The sequence below is a fragment of the Glutamicibacter sp. X7 genome, assembly GCF_054889245.1.
In genome coordinates, this window is the sequence record NZ_CM142678.1 from 1,070,510 (window position 1) to 1,083,538 (window position 13,029).

Consider the following 13,029-nt stretch of genomic DNA (forward strand, 5'->3'; position numbering starts at 1 on the left):
GGGAGCCACTGATCCAGCCGGTGATACCTGCCGGTGACTATACGTTGCGACCGTTCGCGGCGAAAGATGCGCCAGCAGTCCGCGACGCTTCGGGCGATCCGCTGATTCCCTTGATCACTACGGTCCCCGCTCACGGAACGGAGAGCGAGATCCTGCAGTTCATCGACCGGCAAATTCACCGGGTGGCCACCGGAACCGGCTATTCCTTTGCTATTGCCGAAACTGCTTCCGACCGGGCCGTGGGGCAGATTGGACTGTGGCTCAAAGACCTCGATCAGGGGCGTGCCAGCATTGGTTACTGGGTGGCTCCGAGTGATCGTCAGCGCGGTGTGGCCTCAGCCGCGTTAGAAGCGATCTCCCGATGGGGCCTGGACCTGCCCTCCATTTATCGGCTGCAGCTGTATGTGGAACCGTGGAATGAAGGATCCTGGCGCGCCGCCGAACGCTGTGGCTACCTGCGCGAGGGTTTGCTACGTAGTTGGCAGGAGGTTGGCGGGCATCGCAAAGACATGTACATGTACGCGCGCCTGCGGTAATAGACGCCGGCTACTTCCGTAAATTAGCGCAGGGATTGAGCTAGTGCCGTGATGCTTTCGGAGCCGAGTCCGTGGTCGGCGGCGAGGATGCTTGCCCCGAGCAGACCAGCTTGATGTGTGGTGGTTGCGGGCCGGATCTGTAGTTGGGCAGTGGCCAATGGCATGGCACGGTTGTAGATGACTTCGCGGATCCCGGCCAGCAGGTGTTCGCCGGCGGCGGCCATTTGTCCGCCGATGGTGATCAGCGAAGGATTGAGGAAACTGATACCGGCGGCAAGGACTTCACCGATGTCGCCTCCGGCGCGGCGCACCGCCTTAATAGCCTCCAAATTCCCGCCGTTGACCAGGTCGATCACGTCGCGAGCGCTATGCACATCGGGAAGCCCTGCGGCGCGGAGGGCATCGGCGATTCGCGGGCCTGAAGCCACCGCCTCGAGGCACCCTTCATTGCCGCAATGGCATTGCACCCCACTTCCGCGGCTTACGCGGACGTGCCCGATATCTCCGGCCGTGCCCTGTGCGCCGCGTTGTAGCTGACCACCCGAGATAATCCCTGCCCCGATGCCGGTGGCTACCTTGACGTAGAGGAAATGCCCGAGGTTTCCACCATGACCATGGTGTTCTCCCAGCGCCATGAGATTGACGTCGTTATCGACCATCACCGGGGCATCGAGCTGTTGCGTGAATGATGCCCGAATATCAAAGTTGTCCCAGCCGGGCATGAGGGGTGGCCGACTGGGGCGACCAGTATCGAAGTGCACCGGGCCCGGCACACCCATGCCGACGCAGAGGATATCGGCTGCGTCTCGGCCAATTTGCTGCAGCAAGGTTTGGGTGAGCCGATGAATATCTTGAAGTACTGGCTCGGGCCCCTGACTCAGGTCCACGGTGGCTTCGGTAGCGGCCAGAGTCTGGTGCAGTAGATCGGTCAGGGCAAGGCGTAAATGCGCGGCACCGAGGTCCACCGCCAGTAAGAGCTTGGACTGCGCGTGCAGTGCGACGCGGCTTGGGGGACGTCCGCCGGTCGAGGTGCCGTCAGCGACAGGTCCAACGAGTCCGATGGCCATCAGCGTTTCGAGTCGATCGGTCACCGTGGATCGTGCCAGGCCGGTCAACGTGGCCAACTCGGTGCGGCTTTTCGGGGTTCCGTCGCGCAGGAGCTGGAGAATATCGTGCGCGCTGGCACCGCGCGGGGCCGGGGTTGAGCGTTCTATGGCCATGGCCCAAGTCAACCATATCTGAGTGCTTTCACGCGAAGTTTTGATGAACGGCATCAGACTTTCATTGACTTTCGACATAAGTGTCTCTAGGGTCGACATGAAACCATGTGTCACATATCACCGGCACCGCTCTCAGGGGCATTAGGTCGCCGGCCAGCTAAGGAGCCGTGCATCAGTGATCACACCTTCCGTTCAGCTTTACACCGTGCGTCAACACCTTGCCGATGATCTGCCCGGTACGCTCAAAAAACTGGCCGATATCGGCTACACGCGCGTTGAGCCCTACGACTTCGTGGCTCGCGTGGACGAATTCGAACGTGCGCTACCAGCCAATGGCTTGAGCGCACCCACAGCTCACGCGCCGCTACTGTCTAGCGACCTGCACCAGGTTTTCGAGGCGGCGCGGCGCCTTGGCATCACGACCGTGATTGACCCCTATCGGCCAGCCGAGCTATGGCAGGACGCCGAGTCCATCCGCGCCACCGCAACGGCCTTGAATCAGGCCGCATCCATCGGCGCCGAGTACGGAATTCGGGTTGGCTATCACAATCACCAGTGGGAAATTGCCGCAACTATCGGCGAGCGCACGGCACTGGAGTACTTGGCCGAGCAACTCGAAGAGCGGGTCGTTCTGGAAGTCGATACGTATTGGGCCGCCGTGGGTGATGTCGACGTGCTGCCGCTGCTGGAGCGACTAGGCCGGCGCGTCGTCGCACTACATATCAAGGATGGGCCCATTTCAACAGACACCCGCGCCCAGCAGGCCGTCGGGTCGGGACAGATGCCCGTGGCACAGATCCTCGCCGCCACCGACCATCTGTTGCATGTCGTCGAGCTCGACGACTACGACGGCGATATTTTCGAGGCTTTGCGGCAAAGCTACCAGTACTTGGCCGCTACGAGCGGTGTTGAGGGGGCGTAATGAGCGAGCAGCATACCGCCAGTACCGTACGTACCGGCCCGGTGGGGATCGGCGTGGTCGGCGCCGGGGTGATCAGCGATGAGTACCTAACGAACTTGACCCAGTTTCCAGACCTGCGCGTTGAATTCATTGCGGATCTGGACGCCGACCGGGCCGCGGCGCAGGCCGCTAAGTTCGGCATTCCGAATTCAGGTAGCTACACCGACCTATTGAAACGCCCGGACATCGAAATCGTGGTCAACTTGACGATCCCCGCGGTTCACGTGGAGGTAGCGTTGCAGGCGGTTGCCGCAGGTAAACACGTCTGGGGTGAAAAGCCCTACGCACTGGACACCGAATCGGGACGCAGTTTGCGCGATGCCGCCCAGCAGCGCGGAGTACGCGTAGCCGTTGCTCCCGACACCATCTTGGGCGCGGGAATACAGACTGCGTTGCGCACGGTACGCGCCGGTGAGATCGGCACGCCGCTTTCAGCCTTGGCCATGTTTCAGGCGCCCGGGCCAGAATCTTGGCACCCGAGCCCGGAGTTCCTTTTCGCTCGCGGGGCCGGGCCGCTCTTTGACCTTGGCCCGTACTATCTGAGCACCCTCGTCCAGGTTTTTGGTCCGGTGGATCGTGTTGCGGCCCTCGGTTCCCGTGCACGCGAGACGCGCGTGATTGCGTCGGGTCCCAAGGCGGGTACCGAATTTCCGGTCGAGGTTCCCACGCATATCGGTGCCCTGCTCAGTTTCGCCTCGGGCGCCAGCGCACAATGCGTCTTTAGCTTCGACTCCAAGCTTGAACGGATGGGATTTGTCGAGGTGGCGGGCACCGAGGGAACCGCGGTGTTCCCCGACCCGAACATGTTTGACGGAGACACCGTGATTCACTGCGCACCGGGCGCCCCGGTCACCGTACCGGCTCAAGGATCGTTCTATTCACGCGGTACCGGAGTGCTGGAGTTGGCTCGGGCAATCCGTGAAGATCGAAAGGAACGGGTGCCGGGGGAGCTTGCTTTTCACGTGCTTGAGGTGATGGCCGCGGTAGCCGAGGCGGTGGACACCGGGCAGTTTGTGGAGGTCAGTTCTCGAGTGGAGCCTTCGGATCTCCTCGATGGAGACTGGGACCCGGCGGCGGCCACGCTCTTATCCAATTCGAGCAGCAGCAGCGCCCATGACTAGCCTGCGCGTAGGAATCATTGGCGGGGGCTTTATGGCCCGTACCCATGCCCAGGCCGCTCGTCGCGCTGGCGGCACGGTTTGTTCCGTGCTCTCTTCAAGCCCGGAATCTACTGCACGGGCGGCTAGTCAGCTTGATGCCAGCCCGGCCGCATCGCTTACCGAGCTGCTCGAGACTTCCGAGATCGTGCATGTGACCTCGCCGAACAGCTTGCATGCCGAGCATGCGTTGGCCGTGCTCCAGACGAATAAGCCGGTAATTTGCGAAAAGCCGCTTGGCGTCGATTTCGCTCAGGCCAGCGCACTGGCTTCGGCGGCCACGCAAGCCGGTATGCTCGCCACCGTGCCCTTTGTGTACCGTTTTCACCCCATGGCGCGGCAAGCACGCGCCATGGTCGCCAAGGGGCATCTGGGGCGCCTGCTAACCGTGCGCGGAGCTTACCTACAGGATTGGTTGCTGGGTTCTCAGGAGGTGAACTGGCGGGTGGATGAGACCAGCGGAGGTCCTTCGCGGGCCTTTGCGGACATTGGCTCGCATCTGGTGGACCTAACCGAGTTCATCGCCGGGGAACGAATCACCGAACTGCAGGCGACCACCAGCATCGCGCACGAACGCCGGGCGGGACGGAAAGTGCGTACCGAAGATGCCGCGGTGCTCACCGTGCGTTTTTCCTCCGGAGCGCTGGGAAGCCTGATGGTTTCCCAGGTCAATGCGGGACGTAAAAATGCGTTGAGTCTCGAACTGTCGGGTACCGAGCACGCGATCGAGTTCCAGCAGGAGCGTCCCGATGAACTGTGGATCGGCGGGGTCGAATCGAATCGTGTTCTGGCGCGCGATGCGGCCATCTTGGAACCCGACGCCGCGCGGCTCTCTACCATCCCGGCCGGGCATCCCATGGGCTATCTAGATGCTTTCGCCGCCTTCGTGGCAGATAGCTACGCCGCCCTTGGTGGTGAATGCCCCGAAGGTTTGCCGACCTTCGCCGACGGTGCCCGCGCCGCCCTACTGACCGATGCCGTCCTGCACTCGGCGGCAGAACGTACCTGGGTGTCGGTGGATGATCACCGGCACGAAGCAACTGGACCGACTAAAGAGCAGACATGAAATCCACGCATCCCGTGACGCTATTTACAGGCCAGTGGGCCGACATGCCCTTTGAAGAGCTTGCCCGGCGCGCGGCCGAATGGGGATATGACGGACTGGAGATCGCCGCGAGTGGTGATCATTTAGATCTGAAACGCGCCGATGAAGACCCGAACTACCTCCGCTCGCGACGTGAAATCCTCGACCGCTACGGTTTGCAGGTTTGGGCGATCTCCCATCACCTGGGTGGTCAGGCCGTCTGCGATGATCCCATCGACTTTCGTCATCAGGCGATCTTGCGTGACTACGTCTGGGGTAACGGTGACCCGGAGGGCGTCCGTCAGCGTGCCGCCGAGGATATGAAGCGCGCGGCCCGCGTAGCAAGGCAGCTCGGTGCCGACGTCGTGGTCGGATTTACCGGCTCCAAGATCTGGCAATATGTGGCGATGTTCCCTCCGGTGCCCGGCGAGGTCATCGATGCCGGATACGAAGATTTCGCACGGCGGTGGAACCCGATCATGGACGAATTCGACGCGCACGGGGTGAAGTTCGCGCTTGAAGTGCACCCGTCGGAGATCGCCTACGATTACTGGACAACTAAGCGCACCCTCGAAGCGATCGGACACCGAGAGGCCTTCGGGATGAACTGGGATCCAAGCCATATGTTCTGGCAGGGCATCGACCCGGTGGGGTTCATTACCGATTTTGCGGACCGGATCTATCACGTGGACTGCAAGGACACGAAGTTGCGAGTCCCCAACGGGCGCAATGGCATTCTCGGTTCGCATCTGCCGTGGGGAGACCCGCGCCGTCGCTGGGATTTCGTCTCGACCGGTCATGGAGATATTGATTGGGAGGATGCCTTCCGCGCCTTACGGCACATTGGCTATCGTGGCCCGATCTCCATCGAATGGGAAGACGCTGGGATGGACCGGTTGCAGGGTGCTGCCGAGGCCATTGAGCGGATCCGTCCGTTGCTGTTTAGCGGTCCCGACACATCCTTTGATGCGGCCTTTGCCAACCAATAAGCTGTGCCCATGACTGTTTTCGCTGTTGAATACCGCTACGCTGCGAACTCCGCGGCAGTGCGCGATGAGTATCGTCCGGCCCACCGTGAGTTCCTAAGTGGATTTATCGGAGAGGGCGCGGCGATTGAGCTGATTGCCTCCGGCCCGTACACCGAAAGTGACGGCGCACTCCTGCTGTTGCGCGCCGAGAGCGAGGCAGCGTTGCGCGAGGTGCTCCAACAGGACCCCTTCAACATTCACGGCACCCTCGAGTCGGTCGTGATTAACGCCTGGAACCCGGTTACTGGTGCCCTCTCGGCTTTCGCTTCCTAGCGCGATCTCAACCTAACGATCTGGCCCGTATTCCCCGATGGCAGGTTCTAGTGGTCGTTGCAACACCGGCGGTCTAGGCTACCGATAATAATTCATGCAGACGCTCGGCTGGAGTCTTCCAGTCGAGCGTTTTGCGTGGACGCCCATTGAGCAACTCAGCTACCTGCTTCAAATCCTGCGGACCATACTTGCTCAAATCAGCACCTTTGGGAAAATACTGGCGCAACAACCCGTTCGTGTTCTCATTCGATCCACGCTGCCACGGACTATGTGGATCACAGAAATACACGTCCATGTCCGTCGCCGCGCTAAACGATTTATGCAATGCCATCTCAATACCTTGATCCCAGGTTAGAGATCCGCGTAACGCGTCAGGCAACGTCGCCATCGTCGCGATCAGCCCGTCACGCACGGTTTCTGCGGTATGGTCCCCGGGCAAGTGCACCAGCATCACAAACCGGGTGCTGCGCTCCACCAGCGTGCCAATCGCTGATTGGTTCCCCGCCCCCATAATCAAGTCGCCTTCCCAATGCCCCGGCACGGCACGATCCTCAACCTCAGCAGGGCGTTCACTGATATTGATCATCGGGTCGCGAAAACGTGGCCGGCGCTCATCAATCTTCTTCTGCGGCTTACGCCGTGCCCGTCCGGAACGTAGTGCTTGAGCGATTTCTCGTTTTAACCCACCACGGGCTTGCAGATAGATAGATTGATACACCGTTTCCTGGCACACTCGCATCTCCAAATCATCAGGGTGATCAGCTGCCATGCGGGAGCAGACTTGTTCCGGTGACCACCCTAGACCCAAACCATGAGCAACGTAATCACGTAATGCTCCGGAGCGGGCAAGCCTGGCTTGCTTCGGTCGTGCTCTGCGGTACGCAGCTTGGCGGTGTGCCGGGTGAGGGTAGTAATCACCGTTTACTGTGCAATTTCGCCTCAGTTCCCTGCTGATGGTGGACGGCGAACGGTGAAGCTTCTGCGCGATCTGACGTATCGAGTGTCCAGCAATGCTGAGCGCATAGATTTCCTCACGTTCCATCATGGACAGGAAGCGCGGATTAATCTGCTGCTCCAACGCCAGGATGCTGGGATTCGCTGTGTTCTGCTGCCGGCCTGACGGGGCAGTGTGGGTGATCATTCCACTGTTATAGTCCACGACTCGGCCATCTGGATAGAACCGCTTGTCGCCGCTCCTACGGATGCCGTTGTCCCAGTCTCCAGCGGTTCTGATGTTGGCTCTGACATGCTCGGCGGCTTCCCGACGACTCATGCCTTGCTTGCGTAGGCGCAGGAACTGTTCACGCTTGCCCGCGTGGGGATTCGGGACTTTCAGTCCTGCTTTGGCGACCCATTGATAGCACGTAAACCGTGGAATGTTGGTCTCTCGGGCCGCGGTGGTGACGTTCTGATACTTCTGAAACGCAGTAAAGAACGCGTCTTTCTGTTCTTGGGTGTATCGAGTTTTGGGCTTTCCGAGAGCGCTAGAGGGGGTTGTTCGAGACGATGTCCAGCCCATTGTTTTGGCGAGTTGATAGGCCGTGGGTAGCGAGACGTTGATGGCCTGGGCCGCATCTTTGACACGCTGAGTTTGCTTCAGCACCTCATAGAAGCGCTGTTTCTCGTGCTCTGTGATTCTTGCTCTTGTGGATCGTTCAGGGGTGGTAGGTAATGACTCTTGGGTTAAATAAGGTAATGACTCTTGGGTTAAATGAGGCACGGTCGTTGCAACTCCTGATTGTTCAGGGTGTTGCAACGACCGTTAGAACCCGCCGATGGAGTACGGGCCATACATTTAATGTGAGCTAAGTCTCTTCGCGATGGGGGAATGCCGCGCCTGCCGCAGGAGTTGATGTAGTTGAAGCGTCACGCTTTTGACTTATTGCATTCCCAAAGGAGATTTCATGGCTACCAAGGTCCTCACCCTCGTCGGTTCGCTACGTGCCGGATCCACCAACCTCCAGCTCGCCGAAGCAGCGGCGCACCATAACCCGGAAGGTGTTGAAGTTACCGTCTTCTCCGGCCTGGAAAATATCCCGTTCTACAACGAGGACCACGACATTGAGGGTCAGGTTCCAGCCAGCGCCCTTGAACTGCGTGCCGCCGCCGAAGCGGCCGACGCCGTGCTGCTCGTGTCCCCGGAATACAACGGCACCATGCCTGCCGTGCTGAAGAACGCCATCGACTGGCTGTCGCGTCCCTTCGGAGCCGGCGCGCTGAAGGACCTGCCCGCCGTAGTGATCGGCACTGCCTTTGGCCAGTACGGTGGCGTGTGGGCGCAGGACGAAGCTCGCAAGGCACTGGGTATTGCCGGGGCTAAGGTACTTGAGGATGCCAAGCTGTCTATCCCGAACTCGGTGGTGCGTTTTGCCGAAACCCACCCGAAGGATGACACCGAAGTTGCCGAGCAGGTAGCGGCCGTTCTTGAGGCTCTGCGTGAGGTAGCGGCCCAGAACTAGTGAGGTTCTCAACCGGGCGTGGGAGCGGGCCGATTCGGCGGCGCCCACGCCCGTGGTGCATGCACGGTGCGGCGTGGTCTTTCTCGCATCCGTGCCCGCAACACGCGCGGACGGTGCCATACTTAGTAGTAAGTCCAACCCACCAACCATTCGGAGGCATCCATTGACCTCGGTCAACCTTGGCATGCCGGCATCACCACCGCCGGTACTCGCTCCTCGACGTAAGACCCGCCAATTCCAGGTTGGCTCGGTGGGCGTCGGCTCGGATTCACCGATTAGCGTCCAGTCGATGACGACGACCAAAACGCACGACATCAATGCCACCCTGCAACAGATCGCGGAGCTGACCGCGGCCGGTTGCGATATCGTCCGCGTGGCCTGCCCAACGGACAAGGATGCCGAGGCGCTGCCGATCATCGCGAAAAAGTCGCAGATTCCGGTGATTGCCGACATCCACTTCCAGCCCAAGTACGTTTACGCTGCGATTGAAGCCGGTTGCGGCGCGGTGCGTGTCAACCCGGGTAATATCCGCGCCTTTGACGATCAGGTCAAGGAAATTGCGCAGGCGGCCAAGGATCACGGCACCTCCATTCGCATTGGCGTCAACGCCGGATCGCTGGATAAGCGCCTGTTGGCCAAGTACGGAAAGGCCACCCCGGAGGCACTGGTCGAATCGGCGGTGTGGGAAGCCTCGCTTTTCGAAGAGCACGGTTTCCACGACTTCAAGATTTCCGTGAAGCACAACGACCCGGTAGTTATGGTTCGCGCCTACGAGCTTCTGGCCGAACGCGGCGACTGGCCGTTGCACCTTGGCGTAACCGAGGCCGGTCCAGCGTTCCAGGGAACCATCAAATCGGCCACCGCCTTCGGCGCGTTGCTGTCGCAGGGTATTGGCGACACCATCCGCGTCTCGCTCTCGGCACCGCCGGTTGAAGAGGTCAAGGTCGGCAACCAGATTCTCGAATCGTTGAACCTGCGCCCCCGCGGTCTGGACATCGTCTCCTGCCCATCCTGCGGTCGCGCCCAGGTCGACGTGTACTCGCTGGCCGAAGAGGTCACCGCGGGGCTCGAAGGAATGGATGTTCCGTTGCGTGTGGCCGTCATGGGCTGTGTCGTAAATGGCCCGGGCGAAGCACGCGACGCCGATCTCGGCGTGGCCTCAGGTAACGGCAAGGGACAGATCTTCGTCAAGGGCGAAGTCATCAAGACCGTGCCGGAAGATCAGATCGTAGAAACCCTGATCGACGAGGCAATGCGCCTGGCCGAGGAAATGGATTTGGGCGATGACGAGAATCCTGCCGCGGGTACGCCCGTGGTTACCGTCAGCTAAACGCGGCGGCGACTCGCGGATTCGCGTGTTGGGCGGCGCCGAAAGCGCCGCCCTTCGCGCATTGCTCGACAGCGACCCAGCCGCGAACATATTTACCCGCTCACAACTTGAGCGGGGCAACGCCCCACAGGGTGCCTACTCCAACGTGGTCGGTATCGAAGGGGAACAAGGGCTCGAAAGCGCGTGCTGGATCGGGGCAAATATAGCTCCCACCGCCATGAGCGAGGACCATGCGCGCGCCTACGCAGAATACGCGCTTCGTTCCCGCCAGCGCTTTGCCTCGGTCTTCGGGCCAGCCCAAGCAGTCATGGCCATGCACCAAGTAATGGCCGCTGGTCCGCAGCCCATTTTCGACGTGCGCCCGAACCAGCCTCTGATGTCCTTGCGAGAAGCACCCCGAGGGGAGCGGTTGCCGCTACGCCGGGCCGGACTACAGGACTACGATCGGGTGTTGCCTGCCAGCGCCAAAATGTTCGAGGAAGAGCTCGGCTATTCGCCCCTGCAATCCGGTGGTGGCTATTACCGTAGCCGGGTGCGCCAGCTCATCCAGGACGGGCATACACTCATCGATCTCGACCAGCGCGGCAAGATCATCTTCAAGGCCGATCTCGGAACCGTTACGCGGGGAGTCGCGCAAATCCAAGGCGTATGGATCGACCCGGCACATCGCGGCTACGGCCTTGCCGCCGGATACATGGCCTCTGTGGTCGACTACGCCCTGACCCTCGTGCCCGAGGTGACCCTCTACGTCAACGACTACAACGAGCCGGCCCTACGGAGCTACCAGCGGGTCGGTTTCGAACATGTAGGCACCTTCGCCACCATCTTGTTCTAACCGCTAAAAATTAACTGCAACGACCGATGACGGCCGTACTTCCGGTCCGTCATCGGTCGTTGCTTATTGCATCTTGGTGCTAGCCCATGAGCTCCTGCAACTGGTCGAGGATCTTATGTGCGCCCTTGACGCCGATACCGACCATCCATGTTTCGTCCGCAACCTCGTAGGCCTTATCTTGCGCTACGGAGTTCAAGTCGCTCCAGAGCGCGCTGACCTTGTGCATGGTTGTCGCCTTTGGGTCACCGCCCGGATTGGCGTAGAACACCACGTCGCCGTCGATCTGTGCGTAGTGTTCCGGGCTTAGTTCCTTCATGGAGTATTCGTTCCAGCCCTCGTTGCCAAGGTCAAAACCGACCTGAGTCAGAAGCGAGCCGGAGAAGGACTGTGGTCCGTACAGCCGGAAGTTATCAGGACGGAAGCGCACCATGGACGCCGTCGTGCCCTTGGCTCCGATCTGTTTACCGACGTCGGTCGCACGTTGTTCTAAGTCACTCAGTAGCGTTTCCATCTGCTCAGATTGATTGACCGCAGCCGCGGTAACGCGAGCCTGCTCTTGCCAGTCGGTGCCGGAATTTTCGGAAAAGACTGTCGGGGCAATCGCCGAAAGTTCCTCATAGATGGCCTCATGGCGCACCTTAGCGCCAATGATCAAGTCTGGACCGAGTTCGGCAATTTTATCCACACTGGGTTCGGCGGTGAGCCCGACGGAAGTCACCGCGTCCTGCGGCAGATCGAGGTACTCGGGAAATCCAGCGTTGGCACCGGACTCGGTTGCTCCTATCGGCGTGATGCCGAGCGCAGTCAGCGCATCCAAATGTGGAGAGTCAATGACGACAATTCGTTGCGGAGTAGCTGGCAACTTGGTTTCACCCATGGCGTGTTTCACGGTGTAACCGGACTCGTTGGATTCGGTCGGGGGAGCCGAATTAGTGGCCGAAATGGCGCATCCGGTCAGGGCAATGGCAGCGGCCATCACGGTTGCAACGAGCGTCTGTGCTCGTCGAAAACGCTTAGCGATCATTAGTGTTCCCTTATTATTAGTGGGTTAGCAAGATAACCCTAAGTGATCGGCCGCGAATTTAGTGAATCGAGAAGCCCCGCCACCAGCCACCTGTGAGCGTTTGGCCGAACCGGTATACCGTCGGCGCTCCCTCGGGCCTTTTGTCGCAGTACTACTACTCGCCTTGTCACTTAGTTGCCTGTTGTCGCTTACTCTTGGCGCGAAAACATTATCTGTTGCCGAGCTCTGGGAAATTTGGGTTGGCCGCGGTAGCGCAGGGGACAGCAAGATAGTCTTTGAGCTCCGTATGGATCGCACCCTTAACGGGCTTTTGGCGGGGGCCGCGTTAGGGGCCAGCGGAGCCATCTTGCAAAGCGTGATCCGCAATCCCATTGCCGATCCGGGAATTCTGGGAATTAACGCCGGGGCAGCGCTGGGCGTGGCGGCAGGTATCTCGTTGACCGGAGGCCTCGGACTTGTGGCGGGCGTTGGTTTTGCGCTCCTGGGTTCGGCTTTAGTCGCCCTCGTGCTCTTCATCTGCGCCGCGCTACCAGCCTTCCGCCAGTCTCCGGTGCGGCTGGCGCTCTGCGGCGTGGCCTTAGCGGCGCTCCTAGCAGGAGTGACGAACTTGCTGGTGCTCAGCGATGAGAAACTTCTCGACCAGTTCCGCTTCTGGCAGGTCGGTTCTCTTGCCGCACGCCCCGCAGAGGCAGCATCGTGGATTGCGCCTTGGCTCATCGGCGGTCTGTGCCTAGCAGGACTTGTCGCACGGCGGTTGAATGTATTGGACTTGGGTGATGATGCGGCCACCGCCATGGGTGCGGGTGCGCCGAGGACACGGCTATTAGGACTTGGGGCTGTCGCAATGCTCTGTGGTCCGGCGACTGCACTGGTTGGACCCATTGCGTTCGTGGGTTTCCTCGTCCCACATCTAGTGCGCCTCTGGATCGGCAACAACTCTGCGCGGGTGCTGGGGCTATCAATTCTTATCGGCCCAATCTTCTTGCTGGGCTGTGACATTCTAGGCCGCCTCATAGGCTTCGGGGCAGAGATACAAGTCGGCGTGATCACGGGCGTGGTGGGCGCGCTTAGTCTTATGGGAATGCTGCTACGCCCTCGGGCGGTGGTTGTGAAATGAATGGC

Annotated in this window: 13 protein-coding genes; 10 read left to right on the forward strand and 3 right to left on the reverse strand. The window is 60.4% G+C overall.

Features of this window, described 5'->3' with window-relative positions; translation table 11 throughout:
• Positions 1-20: 20 nt before the first annotated feature.
• On the forward strand, positions 21-536 hold the full coding sequence (locus tag ACYU0X_RS05240) for a GNAT family N-acetyltransferase (RefSeq protein WP_461902325.1): 516 nt from the start codon (positions 21-23) through the stop codon (positions 534-536).
• 23 nt (positions 537-559) lie between these two features.
• On the opposite strand, the gene ACYU0X_RS05245 is transcribed toward ACYU0X_RS05240, so the two are convergent.
• Entirely contained in the window at positions 560-1,756 is a 1,197-nt protein-coding gene (locus ACYU0X_RS05245) for an ROK family transcriptional regulator (protein ID WP_461902326.1), read from the reverse strand.
• 178 nt (positions 1,757-1,934) lie between these two features.
• Between ACYU0X_RS05245 and ACYU0X_RS05250 the strand changes: the two genes are divergently transcribed.
• Genes ACYU0X_RS05250 through ACYU0X_RS05270 form a run of 5 tightly spaced genes read left to right on the forward strand, consistent with a single transcriptional unit; the run spans position 1,935 to position 6,259 of the window.
• Positions 1,935-2,678, forward strand: coding sequence for a sugar phosphate isomerase/epimerase family protein (locus ACYU0X_RS05250; protein WP_461902781.1), 744 nt, complete (start codon positions 1,935-1,937; stop codon positions 2,676-2,678).
• Positions 2,678-3,838: a Gfo/Idh/MocA family protein gene (locus ACYU0X_RS05255; RefSeq protein WP_461902327.1), complete on the forward strand. Its 1,161-nt coding sequence runs from the start codon at positions 2,678-2,680 to the stop codon at positions 3,836-3,838. Before ACYU0X_RS05250 ends, ACYU0X_RS05255 begins: the two co-directional genes overlap by 1 nt.
• On the forward strand, positions 3,831-4,940 hold the full coding sequence (locus tag ACYU0X_RS05260) for a Gfo/Idh/MocA family protein (RefSeq protein ID WP_461902328.1): 1,110 nt from the start codon (positions 3,831-3,833) through the stop codon (positions 4,938-4,940). Before ACYU0X_RS05255 ends, ACYU0X_RS05260 begins: the two co-directional genes overlap by 8 nt.
• On the forward strand, positions 4,937-5,947 hold the full coding sequence (locus ACYU0X_RS05265) for a sugar phosphate isomerase/epimerase family protein (protein WP_461902329.1): 1,011 nt from the start codon (positions 4,937-4,939) through the stop codon (positions 5,945-5,947). The genes ACYU0X_RS05260 and ACYU0X_RS05265 overlap by 4 nt, the downstream gene beginning before the upstream one ends.
• 9 nt (positions 5,948-5,956) lie before the next feature.
• Complete coding sequence (locus ACYU0X_RS05270) at positions 5,957-6,259, forward strand: YciI family protein (RefSeq protein WP_461902330.1); 303 nt, start codon at positions 5,957-5,959, stop codon at positions 6,257-6,259.
• A 73-nt stretch (positions 6,260-6,332) separates the two neighbouring features.
• Here ACYU0X_RS05270 and ACYU0X_RS05275 read toward each other — a convergent pair whose 3' ends face one another.
• Positions 6,333-7,532, reverse strand: coding sequence for an IS30 family transposase (locus tag ACYU0X_RS05275; RefSeq protein WP_461902777.1), 1,200 nt, complete (start codon positions 7,530-7,532; stop codon positions 6,333-6,335).
• A 631-nt stretch (positions 7,533-8,163) separates the two neighbouring features.
• Between ACYU0X_RS05275 and ACYU0X_RS05280 the strand changes: the two genes are divergently transcribed.
• From ACYU0X_RS05280 to ACYU0X_RS05290, 3 genes are all read left to right on the forward strand, one after another.
• Positions 8,164-8,718, forward strand: coding sequence for an NAD(P)H-dependent oxidoreductase (locus ACYU0X_RS05280; RefSeq protein ID WP_459274614.1), 555 nt, complete (start codon positions 8,164-8,166; stop codon positions 8,716-8,718).
• A gap of 163 nt (positions 8,719-8,881) precedes the next feature.
• Positions 8,882-10,048, forward strand: a complete 1,167-nt coding sequence (gene ispG / locus ACYU0X_RS05285; protein WP_309408176.1) for a flavodoxin-dependent (E)-4-hydroxy-3-methylbut-2-enyl-diphosphate synthase — start codon at positions 8,882-8,884, stop codon at positions 10,046-10,048.
• Positions 10,002-10,883 carry a GNAT family N-acetyltransferase gene (locus tag ACYU0X_RS05290; RefSeq protein ID WP_461902331.1) on the forward strand — a complete coding sequence of 294 codons (882 nt, stop codon included), beginning with the start codon at positions 10,002-10,004 and terminating at the stop codon, positions 10,881-10,883. The genes ispG and ACYU0X_RS05290 overlap by 47 nt, the downstream gene beginning before the upstream one ends.
• 79 nt (positions 10,884-10,962) lie before the next feature.
• On the opposite strand, the gene ACYU0X_RS05295 is transcribed toward ACYU0X_RS05290, so the two are convergent.
• Positions 10,963-11,907 (reverse strand): ABC transporter substrate-binding protein, encoded by a 945-nt coding sequence (locus ACYU0X_RS05295; protein WP_461902332.1) that lies wholly within the window; start codon positions 11,905-11,907, stop codon positions 10,963-10,965.
• Positions 11,908-11,968: 61 nt separating this feature from the next.
• Between ACYU0X_RS05295 and ACYU0X_RS05300 the strand changes: the two genes are divergently transcribed.
• Positions 11,969-13,024 (forward strand): FecCD family ABC transporter permease, encoded by a 1,056-nt coding sequence (locus ACYU0X_RS05300; protein ID WP_461902333.1) that lies wholly within the window; start codon positions 11,969-11,971, stop codon positions 13,022-13,024.
• Positions 13,025-13,029: the final 5 nt, after the last annotated feature.

Excerpts from the sequence above, each read along its gene's own strand:
- ACYU0X_RS05265 (WP_461902329.1), top strand. The coding sequence starts at position 4,937 with ATGAAATCCACGCATCCCGTGACGCTATTTACAGGCCAGTGGGCCGAC.
- ACYU0X_RS05280 (WP_459274614.1), top strand. The coding sequence starts at position 8,164 with ATGGCTACCAAGGTCCTCACCCTCGTCGGTTCGCTACGTGCCGGATCC.
- ACYU0X_RS05245 (WP_461902326.1), bottom strand. The coding sequence starts at position 1,756 with ATGGCCATAGAACGCTCAACCCCGGCCCCGCGCGGTGCCAGCGCGCAC.
- ACYU0X_RS05295 (WP_461902332.1), bottom strand. The coding sequence starts at position 11,907 with ATGATCGCTAAGCGTTTTCGACGAGCACAGACGCTCGTTGCAACCGTG.
- ACYU0X_RS05255 (WP_461902327.1), top strand. The coding sequence starts at position 2,678 with ATGAGCGAGCAGCATACCGCCAGTACCGTACGTACCGGCCCGGTGGGG.
- ACYU0X_RS05260 (WP_461902328.1), top strand. The coding sequence starts at position 3,831 with ATGACTAGCCTGCGCGTAGGAATCATTGGCGGGGGCTTTATGGCCCGT.
- ACYU0X_RS05290 (WP_461902331.1), top strand. The coding sequence starts at position 10,002 with ATGACGAGAATCCTGCCGCGGGTACGCCCGTGGTTACCGTCAGCTAAA.
- ACYU0X_RS05275 (WP_461902777.1), bottom strand. The coding sequence starts at position 7,532 with ATGAGTCGTCGGGAAGCCGCCGAGCATGTCAGAGCCAACATCAGAACC.
- ACYU0X_RS05270 (WP_461902330.1), top strand. The coding sequence starts at position 5,957 with ATGACTGTTTTCGCTGTTGAATACCGCTACGCTGCGAACTCCGCGGCA.